This window comes from Chryseobacterium daecheongense (genome assembly GCF_003729955.1).
Lineage (GTDB): Bacteria > Bacteroidota > Bacteroidia > Flavobacteriales > Weeksellaceae > Chryseobacterium > Chryseobacterium daecheongense.
On the sequence record NZ_RJTX01000001.1, the window covers coordinates 307,066 to 328,367 of the forward strand.

At 36.4% G+C, this 21,302-nt stretch carries 18 protein-coding genes; 7 read left to right on the forward strand and 11 right to left on the reverse strand.

Features of this window, described 5'->3' with window-relative positions:
* Window positions 1-8: 8 nt before the first annotated feature.
* The 5 genes from EGI05_RS01335 to EGI05_RS01355 form a co-directional block, all read right to left on the reverse strand.
* The gene (locus EGI05_RS01335) at window positions 9-1,412 is read right to left on the reverse strand and encodes a M28 family peptidase (RefSeq protein WP_123261277.1); all 1,404 of its coding nucleotides are present in this window, start codon (window positions 1,410-1,412) and stop codon (window positions 9-11) included.
* Between the two features lie 55 nt (window positions 1,413-1,467).
* Window positions 1,468-2,712 carry a DUF1015 domain-containing protein gene (locus tag EGI05_RS01340; protein WP_123261278.1) on the reverse strand — a complete coding sequence of 415 codons (1,245 nt, stop codon included), beginning with the start codon at window positions 2,710-2,712 and terminating at the stop codon, window positions 1,468-1,470.
* Window positions 2,713-2,717: 5 nt separating this feature from the next.
* Complete coding sequence (locus tag EGI05_RS01345) at window positions 2,718-3,680, reverse strand: D-2-hydroxyacid dehydrogenase (protein ID WP_123261279.1); 963 nt, start codon at window positions 3,678-3,680, stop codon at window positions 2,718-2,720.
* A 123-nt stretch (window positions 3,681-3,803) separates the two neighbouring features.
* The gene (gene serC / locus EGI05_RS01350) at window positions 3,804-4,868 is read right to left on the reverse strand and encodes a 3-phosphoserine/phosphohydroxythreonine transaminase (RefSeq protein WP_123261280.1); all 1,065 of its coding nucleotides are present in this window, start codon (window positions 4,866-4,868) and stop codon (window positions 3,804-3,806) included.
* A gap of 112 nt (window positions 4,869-4,980) precedes the next feature.
* The gene (locus tag EGI05_RS01355; RefSeq protein WP_123261281.1) at window positions 4,981-5,331 is read right to left on the reverse strand and encodes a 4Fe-4S binding protein; all 351 of its coding nucleotides are present in this window, start codon (window positions 5,329-5,331) and stop codon (window positions 4,981-4,983) included.
* Window positions 5,332-5,390: 59 nt separating this feature from the next.
* Between EGI05_RS01355 and EGI05_RS01360 the strand changes: the two genes are divergently transcribed.
* Both EGI05_RS01360 and EGI05_RS01365 read left to right on the forward strand, forming a co-directional pair.
* On the forward strand, window positions 5,391-6,425 hold the full coding sequence (locus tag EGI05_RS01360) for an acyl-CoA reductase (RefSeq protein WP_123261282.1): 1,035 nt from the start codon (window positions 5,391-5,393) through the stop codon (window positions 6,423-6,425).
* A 35-nt stretch (window positions 6,426-6,460) separates the two neighbouring features.
* A complete protein-coding gene (locus EGI05_RS01365) occupies window positions 6,461-7,150 on the forward strand; it encodes a Bax inhibitor-1/YccA family protein (RefSeq protein WP_123261283.1) in 690 nt (229 codons plus the stop codon).
* Between the two features lie 351 nt (window positions 7,151-7,501).
* Here the strand turns inward: EGI05_RS01365 and EGI05_RS01370 are convergent, their stop codons facing one another.
* From EGI05_RS01370 to EGI05_RS01390, 5 genes are all read right to left on the reverse strand, one after another.
* The gene (locus tag EGI05_RS01370; protein WP_100375496.1) at window positions 7,502-7,750 is read right to left on the reverse strand and encodes a DUF6952 family protein; all 249 of its coding nucleotides are present in this window, start codon (window positions 7,748-7,750) and stop codon (window positions 7,502-7,504) included.
* Between the two features lie 53 nt (window positions 7,751-7,803).
* Complete coding sequence (locus tag EGI05_RS01375) at window positions 7,804-8,109, reverse strand: thioredoxin family protein (RefSeq protein ID WP_123261284.1); 306 nt, start codon at window positions 8,107-8,109, stop codon at window positions 7,804-7,806.
* 177 nt (window positions 8,110-8,286) lie between these two features.
* Window positions 8,287-8,919: a peroxiredoxin gene (locus tag EGI05_RS01380; protein ID WP_123261285.1), complete on the reverse strand. Its 633-nt coding sequence runs from the start codon at window positions 8,917-8,919 to the stop codon at window positions 8,287-8,289.
* Between the two features lie 149 nt (window positions 8,920-9,068).
* A complete protein-coding gene (locus tag EGI05_RS01385) occupies window positions 9,069-12,008 on the reverse strand; it encodes a M16 family metallopeptidase (protein ID WP_123261286.1) in 2,940 nt (979 codons plus the stop codon).
* A gap of 17 nt (window positions 12,009-12,025) precedes the next feature.
* The gene (locus EGI05_RS01390; protein WP_123261287.1) at window positions 12,026-13,219 is read right to left on the reverse strand and encodes a pyridoxal phosphate-dependent aminotransferase; all 1,194 of its coding nucleotides are present in this window, start codon (window positions 13,217-13,219) and stop codon (window positions 12,026-12,028) included.
* Window positions 13,220-13,346: 127 nt separating this feature from the next.
* Between EGI05_RS01390 and EGI05_RS01395 the strand changes: the two genes are divergently transcribed.
* The 5 genes from EGI05_RS01395 to EGI05_RS01415 all read left to right on the forward strand — a co-directional run bounded on the left by EGI05_RS01395 (window position 13,347) and on the right by EGI05_RS01415 (window position 19,153).
* Window positions 13,347-14,684 carry a M28 family metallopeptidase gene (locus EGI05_RS01395; RefSeq protein WP_123261288.1) on the forward strand — a complete coding sequence of 446 codons (1,338 nt, stop codon included), beginning with the start codon at window positions 13,347-13,349 and terminating at the stop codon, window positions 14,682-14,684.
* Between the two features lie 126 nt (window positions 14,685-14,810).
* Window positions 14,811-15,446 (forward strand): 16S rRNA (guanine(527)-N(7))-methyltransferase RsmG, encoded by a 636-nt coding sequence (gene rsmG, locus EGI05_RS01400; protein ID WP_123261289.1) that lies wholly within the window; start codon window positions 14,811-14,813, stop codon window positions 15,444-15,446.
* Window positions 15,447-15,510: 64 nt separating this feature from the next.
* Window positions 15,511-15,918 carry a hypothetical protein gene (locus EGI05_RS01405; protein ID WP_123261290.1) on the forward strand — a complete coding sequence of 136 codons (408 nt, stop codon included), beginning with the start codon at window positions 15,511-15,513 and terminating at the stop codon, window positions 15,916-15,918.
* 2 nt (window positions 15,919-15,920) lie between these two features.
* On the forward strand, window positions 15,921-16,457 hold the full coding sequence (locus tag EGI05_RS01410) for a DUF922 domain-containing protein (RefSeq protein ID WP_123261291.1): 537 nt from the start codon (window positions 15,921-15,923) through the stop codon (window positions 16,455-16,457).
* Entirely contained in the window at window positions 16,454-19,153 is a 2,700-nt protein-coding gene (locus EGI05_RS01415; RefSeq protein ID WP_123261292.1) for a PD-(D/E)XK nuclease family protein, read from the forward strand. Before EGI05_RS01410 ends, EGI05_RS01415 begins: the two co-directional genes overlap by 4 nt.
* 64 nt (window positions 19,154-19,217) lie before the next feature.
* On the opposite strand, the gene EGI05_RS01420 is transcribed toward EGI05_RS01415, so the two are convergent.
* Window positions 19,218-21,161, reverse strand: a complete 1,944-nt coding sequence (locus tag EGI05_RS01420; RefSeq protein WP_123262540.1) for a T9SS type A sorting domain-containing protein — start codon at window positions 21,159-21,161, stop codon at window positions 19,218-19,220.
* Between the last annotated feature and the right edge of the window lie 141 nt (window positions 21,162-21,302).

The window sequence follows — 21,302 nt, forward strand, 5'->3', positions numbered from 1 at the left end:
ATTAATTTTTACCAATTGCTATCAATCATTAAAATCATTTGTGTCATGGCAACAGCGCCTAATAAAAGCTCTCTTTTATTGACCTTGTCGAAAGTATCTTCCACAGAGTGGTGGTAATCGAAATACCTTTGAGTATCAACCACAAGCTCAGCTAAGGGAATATCCAGCTTTTTCAAAGGGGAAATGTCCTGGATTGCTTCTGTCTGGTCAAAATCATAAACGCCATAAGGGAGGAAATATTCTTTCCATGCGAAAACCAGCTTTCTCCTCTGCGGAGCCATATCCAATGAAAACCCCCGCGGAGAATATCCTCCTGCATCGGTTCCCAAAGCGAAAACATGCTTTTCATCTTTCTTTTTAACGTATGCGGCATACATTTCACGGCCCTGTCCGCCGTTTTCACTGTTGGCATATAGAACTACGCGGATCGTGTGGTTATTTTCATAGCCAAGTGCTTTCAGAGTTCTCAATACTTCAATACATTGAACAACCCCCGTTCCGTCATCAATGGCACCTTCTCCGAAATCCCATGAATCCAGCTGGGCACCCAACACAATAACTTTAGAGTCTTTTTTACCCTGAATTTCAGCAATAATATTAGGATTGGTTGTGTCGCCTTTTGATTCGGCAGTCATATTGATTTTAGCGGTGACTTTTTGTTTTTTTATTAATTTTTCAAGCTCATCTGCAGATCTTACACCAATGGATAATGCCGGAATTCTTGCTTTATCATCCGGTTCATAGTAGATCATTTTTGCGTGTGGAATGTCATTATTCGCTGTTGTTAATGATCGTATAATTAAGGCTTTCGCTCCTGTTTTAGCAATTACGGAAGCGGAAATTAATTTTGATTTTGCGGCAATTAAATAAGAATCACTGGTATTAATGATTTTCGGATCCATTGGGAGATTAACAAAAACAATTTTGTCTTTTAGCTGTCCTACCGACATTTGGTTAAGCTCAGAAGTGGAATTGATCAATACGATTTCACCAATCAAATCTTTTCCGCCCGTTCCTTCTGAGTTTCCGAAAGACAGCATTCGAATGTTTTTCCACTCTCCATTTCCTGCTTTTATCTGTAAAGATTCCCGCCCCCTTATCCAAACCGGAGCCTTGGCCTCCTGTCTCCAGATCATTTCAATTCCGATTTCCTTGAACTTTTTTTCTGCCCATTCTACAGCTTTTGCATAATCAGCAGTCCCACTAAAACGGGATCCAATACTTTTCGTCAGTTCTCCAAGGTTATCATAGGCCTTTCCGTTGGTCATGATCTCGTCGGAAATTTTTTTGAATTCGTCGTGGTAATTGAATTTTGCGACGGGTGTTTTGGTAAGTTTTTTTTGCGGCTTTTTTTGAGAAAATAAAAATCCACCCAAAAAGAGTGGAAGTATTATAATGAATAGTTTTTTCATTTTTTATTTACCTTATCTTTTCCGTGCATAAAAGTAGGGAAAAAATAGTAATTTATCAGGCTTTCATGTCATACATTAACAATGCTGTAATTAATTTCGGCTCAATAAAAGTACATTTGGGCGGCATACTCAATTTCAGATCGGAAATTTTGATCATATCATTAAAGCTTACAGGATAGATTCCGAAGCCTACTTTACCTGCACCATTGTCAATTTCTTCTTTTAGAATATTAATTCCGGTAAGGGTAGAGTCTCCTTTTACATAGGAGATCTTTTCAGAGCTGTCCGGGTCTTCGATTTTCAGAATATTCTTGAAAATATACTTATCTATAAGGTGATGATCCAGGTTATCCAGGGACATTTCCGGGGAACGGAGATCATGTTTTACGTGAAGAGAGTAGAACTTCCCGTCCAGATACATGGAAATATGGAATTTCTGTGAAGGAAAATACGGGGTTTCTCCTTTTTCATGGATCAGAAAATATTGTTCAAGCTGCTGTAAAAACTCTTCATTCGATAATCCGTTCAAATCTGTTACAATTCTGTTGTAATCGTGGATTTTGATCGATTGGTTGGAAACGATGAAACTATATACAAAATTATAAGGTTCTGTACCGTTATGCCTTTTGTTTTTTTCTTTCTGATATTTGGCATTCAGAGCAGTGGAACCGATTCTGTGGTGTCCGTCTGCAATGTAGAAAGAATCAATCTGGTCTATAACTTCTTTAAACTGCTGCAGTTTCAAACGATTATCAATTCTCCAGATTTTATGTCTGATCCCTTTTGAATCCACATGATTGAAAATCGGAACGTTTTTCTCCTCATGGTTCATCAATAATTCAATTTTTGAATTGGCAGGATAAGTAAGAAGCACAGGTTCTGCCTGTAAGTTTACTTTTTCCAGATAATGAGCCAGTTTCTCTTTTTTCTGAGGAATGGTACTTTCATGCCTTTTGATCTTGCCGCTCCAGAAATCCTCAATACTTGCCAAACCAAGCAATCCTCTGAAAACCTGTTTGCTGGGATAAATCTGCTCATAAAGATAATAGGCTGAATTGTCCTGAACTAATTTCTTGTCTTCCAGGAGTTCTTCAAAGGTAGAACGGATTTTCCTTAAGTTCCGGTCAATATCTTTAGATTTACTTACCACATAGGGTTTGATCATATGAATGTAAGTATCTTCCACTTGAGCTTTCTCCGCAATTTCTTCCTGGGTGAAATTATCCAGAGGATGAGTTGGGAAAGTGCTCTCAAGGTCTTTATGAGGTCTTATTCCGCGAAAAGGTTTAAAAACAGGCATATTTATTATATAGTTTCTTTTTTTAGCTTAATGATTTGTTCTGCAAGTTCAATCCCGATTTTTTCCTGTGCATCCACTGTATTTCCTCCAACGTGGGGAGAAAGAGACAGGGAAGGATTCATTAATAACGGAAGTTCCGGCGTGGGCTCATTTTCAAAAACGTCCAGAGCGGCTCCCATTACCTTTCCTGATTCAATATAATCGAGCAGGGTTACTTCATTAATTACTCCTCCTCTTGCAGTATTTACAATATAAACTCCGTCTTTCATTTTTTCAAACTGAGGCGTGTCTATAATATATTCATTAGTTTTCGGCGTATTGATGCTGATGAAATCCGTGTCTTTAAGGAATGCATCCGTATCATTGGTCGACGTTATTTCAAAGTTTACGGTTTGCCCATCAAAAAAACTTAACGTAAGCACTTCTGTTCTGGGCTTTCTGGTCAGAACTTTTACCTTCATTCCCAGTGCAATACCCATTTTCACCACTTCCTGTCCTATGCTTCCGAAACCGATTACTCCCAATGTTTTTCCTGAAAGCTCATACGCATTATTGAATGACTTTTTCAGGGCATTAAAATGGGTTTCTCCTTCCAATGGCATCAATCTGTTTGATTCATGAAGGAACCTAGCCAGTGAAAAGAAGTGCGCAAAAACAAGCTCAGCCACCGATTTCGAAGATGCAGTAGGGGTATTGATCACTTTGATCCCTTTGCTTTTGGCATATTCCACATCTATATTATCCATCCCGATTCCGCCTCTTCCGATGATGGAAAGTCTGGGACAGGCATCAATAATGTCCTGTTTCACTTTGGTGGCACTTCTTACCAGAAGAACATCCACGTTATTTTCATTGATAAAATTGATCACATGATCCTGGGCAACACGGTTGTCCAGAACTTCTATTCCCGCTTCTTTTAAAGCCTGTTCTCCTGCTTTAGAGATTCCATCGTTAGCTAAAACTTTCATGGTTTTATTCTACTTAAAAATTTAAATAATGATAAGATTTAAAAATTTTTAGTTGGTGCGCAAATTAATAAAATTAAAATAATTCCAAATAATTGCTTAATGTGTTGATTTTTAAAGCTTTAATTATTTAATTGATCTCATGACATCTACCAAAACCTGAACACTTTCAATCGGCAAAGCATTGTATAAACTTGCTCTGTATCCTCCTAAGCTTCTGTGTCCGTTCAAACCGCTGATTCCTGCGGCTTTCCAGGCATTATCAAACTCTTCTTTCTTGCTTTCATCCGTAATTTTGAACGAAACATTCATTAAAGAACGGTCTTCCTTCACACAGAAAGTTTCGAATAAAGGATTACTGTCGATCTCATCGTATAAAAGCTTTGCTTTGGCTTCGTTTCTTTGTTCCGCAGCAGCAATTCCACCATTTCTTTCTAAGTGCTGAAGCGTCAGTAAAGAGGCATACACCGGGAAAACAGGTGGGGTATTATACATAGATTCCTTAGCGATATGCTGAGAATAGTCTAACATGGATAGCATATTTTCTCTTCCGGTTTTTCCAAGGATTTCCTTTTTAATTACCACTAAAGTAACTCCGGCAGGCCCCATGTTTTTCTGAGCTCCGGCGTAGATCAGGTCAAATTTAGAGAAATCCAGTTGTCTTGAGAAAATATCAGAACTCATATCACAAACCATTAATGTATCCACTTCAGGGAAGGTTTTCATTTGAGTTCCGTAAATCGTATTATTGGAAGTACAGTGGAAATAATCATATTCTGATGATACGGTATAATCTTTAGGAATATAAGAATAGTTAGCTTCTTTAGAAGAACCCACTACATCCACGGTTCCTATTTTTTTAGCTTCTTTGATAGCTCCTGCAGCCCATGTTCCAGTATCTAAATAAGCTGCTTTACCGCCTACTTTCAATAGATTGTATGGAACCATTGCGAACTGAAGACTTGCACCACCTCCCAAATACAAAACTTCATAGTCGTCTCCAAGATTCATCAGTCTTTTTACAATTGCACGCGCTTCGTCCATTACGGAAACGAAATCTTTACTTCTGTGGGAAATTTCCAGAAGGGATAAGCCTATACCGTTGAAGTCCAGAATAGCTTCCGCTGATTTTTCAAATACTTCTTGTGGTAAAATACACGGACCTGCGCTAAAATTGTGTTTTTTGCTCATATTAATTTTGTTTTTTACAGGAACTTGCGAACCTGTGATTTCATTTATTTTTTATTGATCAGATTGATATAAAATTAAAAAAACCGTCTCATGCTGGATGAGACGGCGTATTTTATTCACCGTGTAAGAATGCTTTTTTATTAAGTAAAGCTTCTTCAGACTCTACGTGATCTTCATCAGGAACACAGCAGTCTACCGGACAAACGGCTGCACACTGTGGCTCTTCATGGAATCCTTTACATTCCGTACATTTATCTGTAACAATGAAATATACGTCATCACTTACAGGTTCCTGAGGCGCATCCGCATCTATCGTTAATCCTGACGGTAATGTCACAGTGCCTTTTAATTCGGTACCATCAGAAGCTTTCCAATCTACGGCTCCTTCATATATTGCATTATTCGGGCATTCCGGTTCGCAGGCTCCACAATTAATGCATTCATCAGTTATTTTAATAGCCATCGCTAATTTTTTTTAAATTTGCACAAAATTACAAAATATTCCCCAATTTTACAGTAATTATGAGTATTGAAAATAGAGTTTTAGGACTTTCTAGGTTAAGTGAATATATTAAAGAGTTTTTAGCAAAAAATCAGGGAGATTATAATGAAAGTGATCTTGAATTTGAGTTATTGTTGAGAAAGTCTGAAATAGAAAACCCGTGGTTCACCATTGAAAATCAGAAATTTGCTTTGGCGCAATGGGCTGATTTGCTTACTATAGAAAATGTAAATGATTGGCTTAAAGAATATTCAGTTGCTAAAACTCCGAAAAGAGTAGGCCTGATCTTAGCCGGGAATATCCCGTTAGTAGGATTTCATGATGTGATGTCTGTAATTCTGAGCAATCATATTCCAGTGATCAAATTGTCTTCAAAAGACAGATACATGATTCCTTTTTTATTAAAAAAATGGAATGAATTTTCCAACAATGAAATTGAATTTGAGTTCGTTGAAAGACTGGAAAATTTCGATGCCGTAATTGCTACCGGAAGTAATAATACGGCAAGATACCTGGAATACTATTTTAAGGACCGTTTGAATATCATCCGTAAGAACAGGACTTCGGTTGCCGTATTAAAAGGGGATGAAACAGATGAAGAACTGCAGCTTCTGGCTAACGATATCTTCCAGTATTTCGGATTAGGTTGCAGGAATGTAACAAGAATTTTTATTCCGCAGGATTTCCTGATCGACAGGTTGTTTGAAAATTTCTTAGGGTTCCAGGATATTATCAATCATAACAAGTATGCCAACAACTATGATTATAACAGAGCGGTTTACCTGTTGAACCAGGAAAAGTTCTGGGATAATAACTTCGTCATGCTGAAAGAGGATGATAAATTGTTCAGTCCGCTTTCTGTGATCAATTTCAGCAGATATGAATCTTTAGATGATGTGAAGAGATTTTTGGCAGAAAATGAAGAGAATATTCAATGTGTGGTAGCAAAAGAAGAATTAGGATTAGATTCCATTTCGTTTGGTGAAGCACAATGTCCGGGATTAGACACGTATGCGGATAATGTGGATACGATGAAATTTCTGGAGGTTGTATAATTTAATTTGATATATTTAAAGAAAAAATAAAAACTATGATGACAGATGTTTTAGTGGCCCATTCTTCAGAGGTTGAAAAGGCAGATTTTTACAAAAAAGTGTATTTGCATGTTGCTTTGGCAGTTCTTGCATTTATTGGAGTTGAAACCGTTTTAATCAATATTGTACCGGTGGAAATTATCAGCTTGATGTTTGCGCAGAAATATACATGGTTATTGATTATTGGTGTATTTTGGTTAGCATCTATTCTGGCTAATAAATGGTCTCTGTCACAAAGCAGATCAACACAATATATGGGATTAGGTTTTTACATTCTGCTGGAAGCAGTTATCTTTTTACCGCTGCTTTATATTGCTGTTGGATATTCAGGTGGAGGAACTATGATCTTTCAGGCTGCCATGCTAACTATTGCGATGTTTGCAGGCTTATCAGCAGTAGCTTTCACATCTAAGAAAGATTTTTCATTCCTGAGAAACATTATTATTATCGGAGGATTTATTTCTATAGGACTGATTGTTGCCGGAGCTATTTTTGGATTTAATCTTGGGCTTTGGTTTTCCGTAGGAATGGTGATTCTGGCTTCTGCAAGTATTTTGTATGAAACCAATAAGCTTAAAGATACATATACAACAGGACAGTATGTGGGAGCTTCTTTACAGCTTTTTGCTTCTATCATGTTGTTGTTCTGGTATATTTTAAGAATTTTAATGAGCAGAAGAAGCTAATTGAAATTTAATTAATGATAAATTTAAATCCTGGTGTATTTCATCAGGATTTTTTATTTGCCTATTGCTAGTCCGTTATTTTAATGCAAAGAAAATAATTAGAGCCGCAAATGTAAGTGAGCAAAGGATTACCTCCATAAATTAATTTTAAGAGTTTTTGTCTTCTTTAAAAAGAAAATGGTTTTAAATAAATCTTTGCGATAATATAGATCATTGCAAAGTTTAAGAAGAGAAGAGATGTATAACCCAAAAAATCCTGATGTATTTCCATCGGGATTTTTATTGTAAGAAAGAGTATTCTTAGAATTTTTTAATGCTTACATTTTTCAATCTTTTAATTGTTGTAAGCAATTATTTATCAATAGATCCTAAAACCTTCTGAGCGAAAGAATTCAAAGCATCTTTTTCACTCATTCCGTTTTGAACGTTAGCATGAACTTCCAGGGCTCCGCAGATATTGGTGATCAATTCTCCTGCAACATTCAGATCTTCTTCGCTGGTTCCTCTGAATTCGCAGAAGCTTTCTAGGACTTCTAACGTCTTTTCAAGGTTTTCAGGAGTCTGGTTTTGATAAAACTGTCTGATGATCGGTAATTTCATGTGTGATTTTTTATTTTTTTATAGGTCACATGGATTCGCTTTAAGCGAATTCATTACAATTCATTAAATAAGTTAATTAAACTTTCTGCCTGGTTAGATTGTACCTGATTCACCAATTCCCCGTTTTTGAAAATTGCGAAAGTGGGTAAGTTGTCTATTTTAGCCAGTTTTCTGCTTTCAGGCAATTTTTCTGCATCTACGTATAAGAATGGGATCTCATCATTTTCAGAGGCTAATTTTTTGAATTTAGGCTTCATAATTCTGCAGTTTCCGCACCATGTTGCTCCATACTGCACAACCACTTTTTCATTATCGCTTACAATATTTTGAAGCGTATCTTCTGTTAATTCTATGTACATGATAATAATTTGAAAATTTGTGAATTTGAAAATGCGTTAATGAGCAAACCGAATATCCAAATCTGAATGTTTATTCTTTGTCATTTACGCGTATGATATAGATAGAAAATGAGATAATTCTTACAAATCCTGAGATTAATTTTCAAATTATCTCATTTTCAAATTTAGCATATTATATTAGTTCTTAGCTAAATATTCAGCTGTAGAATTTCTGTCAGCTTTCATAGCTTCTTTTCCTTCTTCCCAGTTGGCAGGGCAAACTTCTCCATGCTTCTGAACGTGAGTATAAGCGTCAATTAGTCTTAAATACTCTTTTACGTTTCTTCCAAGAGGCATATCGTTTACAGACTCGTGGAAAATTTTTCCTGTTTCGTCAACCAGATATGTAGCTCTGTAAGTCACATTAGAACCTGTGAAAGTTTCTTCACCTTCTTCATTGTATTCGAAATCCTGATCAACAATTCCTAAGATGTTAGCCAATTGTCTGTGAGTATCTGCTAAAAGCGGGTAAGTTACTCCTTCGATACCTCCATTTTCTTTTGCAGTGTTTAACCATGCAAAGTGAACTTCGTTTGTATCGCAAGAAGCTCCGATTACTTTAGTGTTTCTTTTTTCGAACTCACCTAAAGCATCCTGGAAAGCGTGAAGCTCAGTCGGGCAAACAAAAGTGAAATCTTTTGGATACCAGAATAAAAGAACTTTTTGCTGGTTGGCTGTAGCTTCTTCGAAGATGTTGATTTTAAGATCATCACCCATTTCAGACATGGCATCAATTGTTACATTCGGGAATTTTTTTCCTACTAAAGACATAATTTTCTTGTTTTTATATTTTAAATTTTCTGGTGCAAATATAAAAATATTTCATCTATCAAACAAATTGATTTCGATAAATAAAATCTATAATTGTTTTTAGTGATCAAGAAAGAAAAAAGCCCTGTTTTCAGGGCTTTTAGTTATTTTTAGTAACCGAATATTTCATTCAGACTGAGTTTTTTCACCTCGCCTAATTTCTGCATATCGGCTTCTTTTACTTTGTCCTGAGAAGCAACAAGGCAGTACGTATAATTCTTGCCTTTCATTTCCTTGTCATGGAAGTTATTGATGTCAGTAAAGGCTAATTTTGGAGCCTGTTCGTACACATTTTTTCTCATATCCATTGTATTGCCAAGCTTCTGAGCTCTTAAATAGGTAAAGATGATCCCGTCCTGAGTAATTCTTTCCGCAGCAATTGATTTTTTCAATCCGCTCTTCGCTGTTTCAAATAATTGATCAGATTTAGGAAGCGTCGTTAAAAGCTCATTCATAGCAATAGTCGACTCATTGAATTTATCTGCTTGAGTTCCCACATAGGCAGTCACTATATCTTTATCTTCTTTTTTGCTCGGAAGCGAGAAGTAAGAATACGTAGAATAAGCTAAAGCCTTAGATTCTCTGATGGTCTGGAATACGATAGATCCCATTCCGCCCCCGAAATAATTATTGAATAAGCTTACGGTAGGCGTGATGCTGGAATTGTATTTTTCCCCGTTTCTTACCCAGAAAATTTCAGCCTGAACCATATCGTAATGAGCAAACAATACTTTATTCTTATCGGTAGGAATTTGAGTAAATGTTTTGGATTTCGGCATATCTTTTAAGGTAGCCGGAAGCTTATGGATCGGAGTTAAAGAAGCCACTACTTCATTTCCGGATTTCGCCCCGTAATACAATACTTTATGCTTATGGTTGAACAGATCATGAAGCACATTCACAAGATCTTCTGCTTTTAAGGCATCCAGTTCCGCATCGCTTAAAACATTATTGAAAGGATTTTGCGGACCATATTGAGCATAGCTTCTCAATCCGGACATGATGGCTCCTTTGTTCTGCTTGGCGTTGGCTCTGGATTTTTTCAGTCTTGCTTTATAAGCATCCAATGCTTTTTGATCCGGCTGGCAATTTTTAATCAGATCTTCGAATAAGGCAAGCGTTTTATCAAAGCTTTCATTTAAACCCTCTAGAGAAACATAGGTTTCTTCGTTTCCTGCACTCACGTTAAAGCTTGAGGCCAGTTTGTAAAATTCTTTGCTGATCGCTTCTGAAGATTTATCTTTTGTTCCTAAATACTGAAGATATTCTGCAGCCAACGGAAGAATTTTGTTGTTCCATTTTCCGGCGTCAAAATAATAATATACTCTGAACAGTTCGTTATCTGTATTCTTTACAGAAAGAACATCTACACTTTCCAGTTTATTTTTAGCGATGTCCTTATCAAAGTTCAGCCAGACAGGCGAGATCGCTTCTTCCGGCATTTTTTCGATATTCTTTAAGAATTCCGACTGGTCTTCTCTGTTTACGGAAACCGGAGTGATAGCAGGTTTTTCAACCTTTACGATATTTTTATCTTCTCCTTTTCTTTTATAAACAGCTACATAATTGTTATCCTGAAGATACTTGGAAGCGAAATCCATAATGTCTTTTTTCGTGAGCTTGGAAATCTCATCTATATATCCTAAAGTAGCCTGGTGATCAATCTCGGAAGTGAACTCATCCATTAAAGATTCTGCTCTGGAAGTGTATTTCTCGTATTTCTGGATCACATTTTTCTTCTCGTTGTTTACGATAGACTGGATCAGATCATCAGAAAATTCTCCTTTTCTTAATTTATCGATCTCTTGAAGCAATAAACCCTTTACTTCATCCAGAGATTGTCCTTCCGTAGGATTTCCCTGTAATAAAAGAACGGAATAGTCTTTCAGAACATACGGAAAAGCATAAGCGCCCAATAATTTCTGTTTCTTTACGAGATCAAGATCGATAAGTCCTGCTTGTCCGTTGGTAAGCATACTTCCGATAAGGTTCAGCAATCTGGCGTCTTTGGTAGTGGCTCCCGGGAACCTGAAACCAATGGTGATGTTTTCAGGATTGGGTCCATATACTTCTCTTATAATAGGAGCGGTGATCGGTTTTTCCTGTGCCACTTTATATTCAGGAACAGGCTTAGCTTTCATATAAGAAAAAGCTCTGTCGATCTTAGCGATCATTTCATCAGGATTAAAATCTCCGGACATGATCACTCCCATATTGTTAGGAACGTAATAATTATTGTAATATTCTCTGATCGCTTTTAAAGAAGGATTTTTCAAATGTTCTACGGTTCCGATGGTAGTTTGTTTCCCATAATTGTTATTCGGGAAAATAGCAGCAAACATCGCTTCGTATACTTTTCTAGGATCATTATCCAAGCCTCTGTTTTTTTCTTCATATACTGCTTCCAGTTCTGTATGGAAAAGCCTTAAAACAGGTTCTCTGAATCTCTCTGCCTGAACAGCAAGGAATTTATCAGCAACATTCGCTGGAATATCTTCTGTATATACGGTTTGCTCGAAAGAGGTAAAGGCATTGGTTCCGTCTGCACCCATTCCGGACATCATTTTATCATATTCGTTGGCAATGGCAAACTTGGAAGCTTCACCGGAAATTCTGTCTATTTCTTTATAGATCTCTTTTCTTTTAGCTTCGTCTTTAGTTTGGTTGTACTTTTCATACAAAGCGTCAATCTGATCTAAAAGCGGTTTTTCTTTTGCCCAATCCTTAGACCCAAACTTGTTTGTTCCTTTAAAAAGCATATGCTCCAAATAATGCGCGAGGCCTGTATGGTCTGACGGATCGGTTTTACTTCCGGCTTTTGTCGCAATAAAGGTCTGAATTCTCGGATCTTTTTTGGTTGGACTTAAAATAACGGTTAATCCGTTTTTTAGCTTATAATATCTTGCTGAAGTAGGGTCATTCGTTACATATTTGTATGTATAGCCATTAGAAGTAGCTTCCTTCCATTGGAAATCCTGCCCGTAAGCATAACCGGTAAAACTGGCGGCGGCAATGCTCGTAACAATTGTAATTCTCTTTAAAAAGTTCATGTGATTTGTTATGTTTTTTAATTAAATTTTTCAAGCAATTCCTTGATCCTTCTCATGGCCACTCTTAAATCCTCTTCTGAAGCAGCATAAGAAAACCTAATGCATTCAGGGCTTCCGAAAGAAACTCCACCTACACAGCCTACATGAGCGCGGTCTAATAAGAACATGGCAAAATCATCAGAGTTTTTAATTTCTGTGCCATCCAATGTTTTTCCTATATAATGGGAAATATCAGGGAAGTAATAGAACGCTGCCTTAGGAAGCAGTACTTTAAAACCGGGAATTTCTTTGATCAGTTCATATACAAGATCTCTTCTTTTCTGGAAAGCATCGATCATGTATTTATATTCTGAAGGATCAGTTTTTAAAGCGGTAATGGAAGCTCTTTGCGCCATGGTATTAGCTCCGCTGGTCATTTGTCCCTGAACTTTTTCACAGGCTTTGGCCAACCATTCCGGGCAAGCAGAATACCCTATTCTCCAACCGGTCATGGCATATGCTTTAGACATCCCGTTGATCACCGCTGTTTGCTCGTACACTTCAGGAAATTGAGCAATAGAAGTTGTTTTGGTTTCATAATTGATGAACTCATAGATCTCATCGGAAATAATGGTAACATGCGGATATTTGGCAACCACTTTGGCGATGGATTTTAATTCATCATACGTATAATATCCTCCCGAAGGATTGCAAGGCGAACTGAAAAGAATGGCTTTGGTCTTGTCTGTAATGGCTTCTTCCAGTTGTTGTGCCGTCACTTTAAAATCGGTAACGTAAGAAGTTGGAAGCATAACGGATGCTCCGCCCATCATTTTTACCATTTCATCATAGCTTACCCAGTAAGGAGCTGGAAGCAAAACTTCATCGCCATCGTTGATGATGGCTGCCAAAACATTCAGAATAGCCTGTTTGGCACCATTGGACACGCAGATCTGAGTAGGTTTGTAGTCAAGATTGTTATCTCTTTTTAATTTGTAGGCAACCGCTTCACGAAGTTCTAAAAATCCCGGAACAGGAGAGTAGTGGCTGTAATTTTGATTGATGGCATCAAAAGCCGCTTGTTTGATATTATCCGGAACATCGAAATCCGGTTCGCCGAGAGTTAAACTGATAACGTCTATTCCATTGGCTTTCATTTCTCTAACCTTATTAGACATTACGAAAGTTTGTGAGTAACCTAGTCTTTTTACTCTATCTGAAAGTTTGTCCATGTATTTTTTTGAATTTGAACAAATATAAATAAAAACTTAATCTCAATCCGCTGGAACCGGAAAAAATATACTTCCGGACAATCAGAAATTCGTATATTTAAAATTCTTGGTTTAAAATTGATCTCTTATGAAGTATCTTCTTTTTTTATGCTTTACTCCTTGTATAGTGTTTTCACAACTCCGTACAAAAGATGATGAAATAAGAAAATATGTTTCTGAAGTAAATTCAGACTCTTTGCAATCTTGTATTAAGAAACTTGTGAGTTTCAATACAAGGCATACTTTAAGCGTGACTGATGATCAGAATAAAGGAATAGGCGCGGCAAGAAACTGGGTCCTTTCAAAATTTAAAGAGTATGCAAAATACTCAGATGGAAGGATGGAAGTATATCTTCAACAGCAGGATATTCAACCGGATGGAAAACGTGTGGATCAGGTAACTAATCTGGGAAATCCTATTGCCTATCTGAAAGGAACGGATCCTAATGACAAAAGAGTTTTCCTGATTTCCGGACATCTAGATTCTAGAGTTACTGATGTCATGAACCGAACTTCTTTTGCGCCGGGAGCCAATGACGACGGAAGTGGCGTAAGTGCTGTGATAGAAGCCGTAAGAGTTTTAAGCAAATCTGCATTTCCTGCGTCTGTTATTTTCGTTGCATTTTCGGGAGAAGAACAATCATTGCTTGGATCTAAAATGCTGGCGGAAAAAGCTAAAAAAGAAAACTGGCAGATAGAAGCGGTTTTGAACAATGATATGATAGGAAATACTAAATCCGGAGAAACTAATGAAACCAATGACCGTGTACTTCGGGTTTTTAGTGAAGGATTGCCTTATGCGGAATTGGACAAGAAAGCTATGAGTATAAGAAACCTGGGACTTGAAAATGATGGTAATTCGAGACAACTAGCCCGTTACATCAAGGAAGTTGGAGAAAAATACGTGAAAAATCTTGAAGTAAAGCTGATCTATAGAAATGACAGATTCCTGAGAGGCGGAGATCATTCAAGTTTTGTGAATAATGGCTTTCCCGCGGTAAGGCTTACTGAGTATTATGAGAATTATGATCAGCAGCATCAGGATGTAAGAAAGGAAAATGGAAAGCAATATGGCGACCTGCCGGAATTTATAGATTATAATTACCTGAGAAAAAATACAGCTGTCAATATTGCTGTATTGGCAAGTCTCGCCAAATCACCTCCGAAACCGGAAAAAGTAGAAATAGAGGTGAAGGAGCTTACCAATTCCACAACTTTACATTGGGAGAAACCCAAAACAGGAAGGCCTTTCGGATATTATGTTTTGGTAAGAGAAACTGATAGTCCGGTGTGGCAAAAAAGGATATTTACCCAAGATCTTTCCCTGAAAATTCCACTTTCCAAAGACAATTATATTTTTGCAGTACAGAGCGTGAATGAATCCGGAAACGTAAGTTTGCCGGTAATTCCGGGAATTGCCAAGTAAAGACGGTTTTCATGATCAAATATCTGGAACCGTTTAAACTTCTCGATGCGATTTTATAAAATCTCCTCGAAGGGACGCTATAAAACTGTGAAATAAAACTTATTTTTGTGTTTTATAATATTTCATATGTCTACATCGTTACTATTAAAATACTTTCCGGATCTTACAGAAAATCAGATAGAACAGTTCACAAAACTGGAGGGACTTTATCATGAATGGAATGAAAAAATCAACGTGATTTCCAGAAAAGATATGGAATCTTTGTATGAAAAGCACATTCTGCACTCTCTTGGAATTGCGAAAGTGATGGGATTTGCACCGGGAACTAAAGTATTGGACATAGGAACTGGAGGAGGCTTTCCGGGAATTCCTTTAGCGATTTTATTTCCTGAAGCAGAATTTACGTTGATAGATTCTATCGGGAAAAAGATTAGTGTAGTCAACGCTGTAGCAGAAGGAGTAGGGCTCAAAAATGTAACGGCCATCCATGGAAGAGCGGAAAAATTAAAAGAGAAATTTCATTTTGTGGTAAGCAGAGCGGTTACCCAAATGCCGGAATTTCTGAGATGGCTGAAAGGAAAGTTTGAAAAGGAACAGTTTAATCCCAAACACAATGGAGTCTTATATTTGAAAGGAGGTGATCTTGCCGAAGAGCTTGCCGGAATTAAATGTGAGATCTTCAATCTTAAAAACTATTTTGATGAAGAATTTTTTGAAACAAAAAAAGTAGTTTACCTGTCGAAAGGTAATTTTAATTCTTAATTTTATCATAAATTAAGGAATAATTTTTGCTTAATATTCATTAATAATCAAAATTTGTGTAATCATGAAAAAGTTTCTCAATATTGGGGCTTATGCAATGGTTTTAGGATTATTTTTTACTTCGTGTAATGATAATGATGACTATCAAACGATAGAATCAATAGATAAAGTAAAGATAGATAGTGTGAAAATCGTCAATGATACAATGGATGTCTTTACAGTTCAGAGTATCAAGACATATTCTACCTATTCGTCTCATTGTGAGGGTTTTTATGCCTATGATTATATTCATAACAATAATCTTACGAGAACGGTTACGGCTTATAAATATATTGCAAACGGACCTTGTGCACAGGGGGCTTTTACAGGAGCCAGCCAGATCAATTTCAGTCCGCAGCAGACCGGAACGTATACTTTTAAATTCTGGAGCAGTGATAATACCTGGATCACCAAAACCATAGTAGTAGAATAAATATGAAGTGGATTTTTTTAGTTTGTATATTAGTTACCAATACTTTGTTTGCTCAGAAGATCAAGTGGGAAGAAGATAAAAAACTCAGCTGGAGCAATTTTAAAAGCAATATCAATAGGCAGCGTGGAAATAACGTTGTTGCCTATACCAATTGCGGTTGGGTGTATTCTGTTGTGAAATCAACCAATCCTAAATCTCCTGTTAAAATAAAGGTGGAAACTTTTTTCAATGAAGACAAATCCTGGAAAGATGTAAAGCAGATCAATGATTATGTATTGAATCATGAACAAAAACATTTTGATATTGCCGAAGTATTTGCCAGAAAGCTTCGTAAAGAAATTGCAGATAACATCCAAACCTCCGGTGATTATAATAAAAAATTCCAGGGAATTTATAACAGGATATTAAAGGAATACACTGAATTCCAAATGAGCTATGATAAAGAAACGGAGCATGGGATGAATAAAGATAGACAGGCGGAATATAATGCATTGATTTCTGAAGAATTAGAAAACTTAAAAAGTTACCAGATCTCTTGAAATTCCTTAATAAGATCATCCATGAGCTTTTAATCCAAAACACAGACCTGTCTGTGTTTAATATTGTTTTGCCCGGAAAACGTCCCATCGTTTTTATCAGGCAGATTTTAGAGGAAAATAATTATTCTGGATTTCTTCCCAATTTCTATACGATCGAGGAACTTATAGACAGGATAGCAGATCAACAACCCATTCAGGGGATTTCTTTATGGCTTTTTGCTTATGATGTTTATAAAAGCCTGAATTTGATTCCCAATGATGACTTTGCGGACTTTTTAAAATGGTTTCCGACGTTACAGAAGGACTGGGATGATATTTTGAAATTCTCTGAAAATGATCAGGTTGTTCTTCAGTATATGTTTGATGAAGAAAGGATCAAAGATTGGGCACAGGACTTAGGAGAGGAAGAGGATGTTCCAAGAAAAAAGTTTCTTAATTTCTGGAAAAATATGAATGTTTTTCTTCCGGTTTTGAAAAAAAAGCTGAAAGATAGAAACTGGGCCACTTCAGGAATGATCCATGAAACGGCAAAAGCCCGCATTGATGATTTTGCCAAAAATACTTCGGAACAATTTGTTTTTTGTGGATTCAATGCCTTCACGCCGGTAGAAGAAAAATTGGTAAGAAGTCTTTTACAATGGAATAAAGCGCAATGTTTTTTTCAGGCAGATCATTATTATTTTGATGATGAAAGGCAAGAAGCGGGGAAATTTCTCAGAAACCATAAAACATGGAAAGAATTTAATGACAGCCGTTTTTTTGAATGGATCGAGGATGATTTTAACCAGCCTAAAAATATAAAAGTCTACGAAGTTTCCGGAAACGTTACTCAAACCAAGATATTACCGGAAATTTTCAAGGAGATCAATAATTCTACCTATTCTAACACGGCGGTTGTTCTATTGGATGAAAATTTGCTTCCTGCAAGTTTAGATGTGATGCATGGAGTTGAGAACCTGAATATTACCATGGGTTTTCCCTTGAAGAATTTATCTTTTTCCAATGCGGTGAAGCAGTTATTTTACTTGCAGAAGCAACTTGAAAAGAATAGATCTTCCTATTATTACAAAGATGTATTTCCTATCCTTGAAGAGTTGCCTAAATCTATTGAAGACGAACAGGTTATCAATGATTTTAAAGCTAAAGTGGAGGAGCGGAATATTGTGTATATTTCCAAAAAGCTTCTGGCGGAATTATTGGGTAATCTTTCTTATTTTAATCTTCTTCAAAAAGTGGATTCCGTAAGCATTTATCTGGATATGCTGATCGATTTTTGCCAAAAGATCAAATGGCTCGAAATTGATGATATCCAATATGAAAATGTTTCCCATTTTGAAAATGCTTTCAGGATCATCAAAAACCAGCTTACTCCATACGATTTTGAGATCAAAATGGAGACATTGGAAATCTTGATCAATCAACATATCAATTCAGAAAGTATAGACTTTCAAGGAGAGCCTTTACGAGGGTTACAGATCATGGGATTGCTGGAAACCAGGCTTTTAAACTTTGAAAATGTGATCATGCTTTCTGTGAACGAAGGAAAGCTTCCTTTGGGAAATTCACAGAATACCTATATTCCTTTTGATATCCGAAAATACTTTGATCTTCATACCTTTTTGGAGAATGACAGTATTTATGCTTACCATTTTTACAGACTTATCCAGGATGCTAAGAATGTTCACTTGTTGTATAATGCTTTAAGTTCCGGAGTGAATACCGGAGAAAAAAGCCGTTTTATTACACAGATCGAAATGGAGAGTTCTCATGATATTGAGCACCTCATTATTGAGAATTCTTCAGAACCTATTTTGAGCCAGCCGGTTGAAATTCCTAAAACAGAAATTGTTTTGGAAAGATTGGAGCAATGGAAGAAAAAGGTTTCGGCTTCCCACTTGACGAGTTACTTATATAACCCTATAGATTTTTATCTTTCCAAGATTTTAAATACTTCGGAAACAGATGAAATTGAAGAAGAACTATCAGTGAAAAATTACGGAAATCTGGTTCATTATTCACTTCAAGAAGTATATGAAGTATTGAAAGGTAAAATATTAAAAGAAAGTGATTTACAAAAATCAATTAAAGAAATAGATCAATATATTGATGTTGCCATAGAAAAGCTGAAGCATCAACCCGAATTCTATGAAAAAGGGATGAATTTTATTCATAAAGCCATTGCGAAAAAAGTGATTCAAAATATCCTAACGCATGATCTTGAATTGGTAAAAAAGGGAAATAAACTGGAGATTCTTGCCATCGAAAGAAGGTTTGAAAACGTTGATTTTTATCTGGACGAAAATAACACAGACAAAATTTCCTTCTTCGGATTCATAGACAGAATAGACCGGTTAAATGGAACATTAAGGATTATTGATTATAAAACGGCTAAGATCAAAAACCTGACGGTGAAGATTGATACAGATAATATAAACGAATATTTCCATAACAGTGACAGAAAACAGGCCTTGCAGCTATGTATCTATCATTATATCATTCAAAACCTTCCTGAATTCTGGGGATTCCCAATTGAAACAGGTATCTGGAGCTTTGCGGAAGCTAGAAAGGGAGTTGTTTCCTTGCAGTTTGAAAAAGGGGACATCAACGATGCCATGAAATCGGTGAGAAGCCTGATCATGGAAATCCTGAATCCGGAGATCAATTTTACAGAGAATATAAAAACCTATTCCAACTAAAAATGCACTCCATTGCTGAAGTGCATCCCAATTTGATATAAGAAATTGTTATTGAGAAGTTAAGTTATTCTATTTTTACTTTTTTGTTTGTTATTTTCCCGTTAGTTGATGTTATTTGAATTAAATATACTCCAGGTTCAAGACTGTCAGATTCAAATTGAACCTTATTGACCTCCTGATTTTGAATTAAAGCCCCTGAAATACTATAAATGCTAATGTTTTTAATGGTATTTTGATTTCTGGCTATTATTCTGCGGTTTTGAGTATACACTTCAATATTATCTTTCAAATTAGCATCTCCAATCTGCTTATTGAATTGCAAATTATAGAATTGAGAAATGACCTCAAATGTATAGTTTCGATTTTCCATATCTTTTAAATTTATTCCACCATCTTTCAGATATTGTTCCTGAGAAATGGATTGCACCAGATTTTTGTCCTGATCAAAAATGTTGATGGAAAGGAGTTCGTCCGGATTAATTTTTAAACTTAACATATGATTGTTTTCAGACTTGATGATCTCATTTTCAGCTACTTTGCTTGGTGTATTCTTAATGTATGGAATAAGCTTATCAGTTTGATTTTCAGATACTTTAAGTAAATAAATTCCATCCTGTAATGAGGCCAGATTGTTATTGGTTGCTGCTTTACGATCCGCTTTTTCCTTGTTGAAATCTGTGATTTCTAATAATTCCATTCCCTGTAATTCCGGCCTGATCTGGGAGGTATAAGTATAAGGTTTATTATTGTTTTCAGACTGTTTCGAAGTTAAAAGCGCCCATTCATTGAATAATCCTCCGCTTCTCAGCGTATTAAATTTAGCATTGGAAGCCAGTACAAAAGGGACAATTCCTCCCACATGTCCTAAAGGTCCCCAGTAAAATGCTTCCAGCTTATATTTTCCCAGATCCCACCAAGGATAATACCCTCTCTGAACATCTATTGTTTTGGAGGTATTTTCTGGATGAATAGCGAGATCTACGGTAGAATGTCCCAGGGTCATCGGCGTTTTATTATACCAGTCATAAACATCATTGGCTTTTAGGCATTGTCTTAATTTCGTATTAGGATTGTTGGTTACTTCGTTCACATAACTGTCCGTAAACAATTTTCTCCATAATAAGGGACCCCATAACAAACCTCCGTTGTCCTGGATGACATGGTAATTGTATTTATCCAGATATTCTGGTGAAATTACTTCCGAAATGTTATTAGTATAGGTTTTATAACCTGTATTATTACAGGTATTTACCACATTGGCAATGAACGAAGTGAAAGGATAAACATCTTTCTCCAATACTCCTTTCTGAAGGGTAACTCCTGAAAAATCGTATGGACCGTCACCCATATAAGCATATTTGAATTTAAGACCTGTCGGGTTGGAAATATTTAATTTTTTTAACGTGGACATTGCGGCATGTGCTCCTTGGGAATAACCAGTCAGGAAATATTCATCATACCGTTTAATGCCTTGCTGTGCTAAAACTTTATTGGCTGCAGTTACAAAATCAATGGTAGCGGAAGCTTCGGTGGGATAGTGCACATATGGATGAACGCCATCTCCGGTTCCCATCCCAACATAGTCCGGCGCCATTAAAATATATCCATTCAAAACATAGGACAATTCCACTACAAATCCTGCATACATCACTCCTTTAAGATTGGATGGAACATTATTTCTGCTATCTGTAGTACCATGATCAGAAACCACTGTGGAAAGTTTGTAATTGACATTAGGATACATCAAAAGTCCTGTGGCCTTTACCAGGGTATTGTTTTCATTTTTAGTATAGTAGGTGATTTTATATGCTTTGAGCCCCACATTAAAGCCATTAAGATAGCTTACAAAATCAGGAGCATTCTGTTCCCCAAGATTATTGGCAATGAAATTAACAACACCTTGTGGTGTTAGATCCAGCTTTTGTTCTACATTCACGAGATCTCCTGCCTGCTGAGCGAAGTAGAAGGGTGCAGAAAGGCCCAGTAAAAAGAAAGTAATTTTTTTCATATTGATACTTTTTATTTTGATTAAATTAGAAACTTTCAATAAATCAAACAAAATATTAATGTATCAATAATTATTCATTGAATATCAATTCTCGGGATAGTGACTAAAATAGCGAGTCCGGCCGAAGGCCGGACTCGCTCC

What these genes read in the sequence shown, in the direction of transcription:
- EGI05_RS01355 (WP_123261281.1), bottom strand. Translation starts at nt 5,331, where the DNA reads ATGGCTATTAAAATAACTGATGAATGCATTAATTGTGGAGCCTGCGAA.
- EGI05_RS01390 (WP_123261287.1), bottom strand. Translation starts at nt 13,219, where the DNA reads ATGGACAAACTTTCAGATAGAGTAAAAAGACTAGGTTACTCACAAACT.
- EGI05_RS01380 (WP_123261285.1), bottom strand. Translation starts at nt 8,919, where the DNA reads ATGTCTTTAGTAGGAAAAAAATTCCCGAATGTAACAATTGATGCCATG.
- EGI05_RS01410 (WP_123261291.1), top strand. Translation starts at nt 15,921, where the DNA reads ATGAAGTGGATTTTTTTAGTTTGTATATTAGTTACCAATACTTTGTTT.
- EGI05_RS01375 (WP_123261284.1), bottom strand. Translation starts at nt 8,109, where the DNA reads ATGTACATAGAATTAACAGAAGATACGCTTCAAAATATTGTAAGCGAT.
- EGI05_RS01360 (WP_123261282.1), top strand. Translation starts at nt 5,391, where the DNA reads ATGAGTATTGAAAATAGAGTTTTAGGACTTTCTAGGTTAAGTGAATAT.
- EGI05_RS01340 (WP_123261278.1), bottom strand. Translation starts at nt 2,712, where the DNA reads ATGCCTGTTTTTAAACCTTTTCGCGGAATAAGACCTCATAAAGACCTT.
- rsmG (WP_123261289.1), top strand. Translation starts at nt 14,811, where the DNA reads ATGTCTACATCGTTACTATTAAAATACTTTCCGGATCTTACAGAAAAT.
- EGI05_RS01385 (WP_123261286.1), bottom strand. Translation starts at nt 12,008, where the DNA reads ATGAACTTTTTAAAGAGAATTACAATTGTTACGAGCATTGCCGCCGCC.
- EGI05_RS01370 (WP_100375496.1), bottom strand. Translation starts at nt 7,750, where the DNA reads ATGAAATTACCGATCATCAGACAGTTTTATCAAAACCAGACTCCTGAA.
- EGI05_RS01345 (WP_123261279.1), bottom strand. Translation starts at nt 3,680, where the DNA reads ATGAAAGTTTTAGCTAACGATGGAATCTCTAAAGCAGGAGAACAGGCT.
- serC (WP_123261280.1), bottom strand. Translation starts at nt 4,868, where the DNA reads ATGAGCAAAAAACACAATTTTAGCGCAGGTCCGTGTATTTTACCACAA.
- EGI05_RS01365 (WP_123261283.1), top strand. Translation starts at nt 6,461, where the DNA reads ATGATGACAGATGTTTTAGTGGCCCATTCTTCAGAGGTTGAAAAGGCA.
- EGI05_RS01395 (WP_123261288.1), top strand. Translation starts at nt 13,347, where the DNA reads ATGAAGTATCTTCTTTTTTTATGCTTTACTCCTTGTATAGTGTTTTCA.
- EGI05_RS01420 (WP_123262540.1), bottom strand. Translation starts at nt 21,161, where the DNA reads ATGAAAAAAATTACTTTCTTTTTACTGGGCCTTTCTGCACCCTTCTAC.
- EGI05_RS01405 (WP_123261290.1), top strand. Translation starts at nt 15,511, where the DNA reads ATGAAAAAGTTTCTCAATATTGGGGCTTATGCAATGGTTTTAGGATTA.
- EGI05_RS01335 (WP_123261277.1), bottom strand. Translation starts at nt 1,412, where the DNA reads ATGAAAAAACTATTCATTATAATACTTCCACTCTTTTTGGGTGGATTT.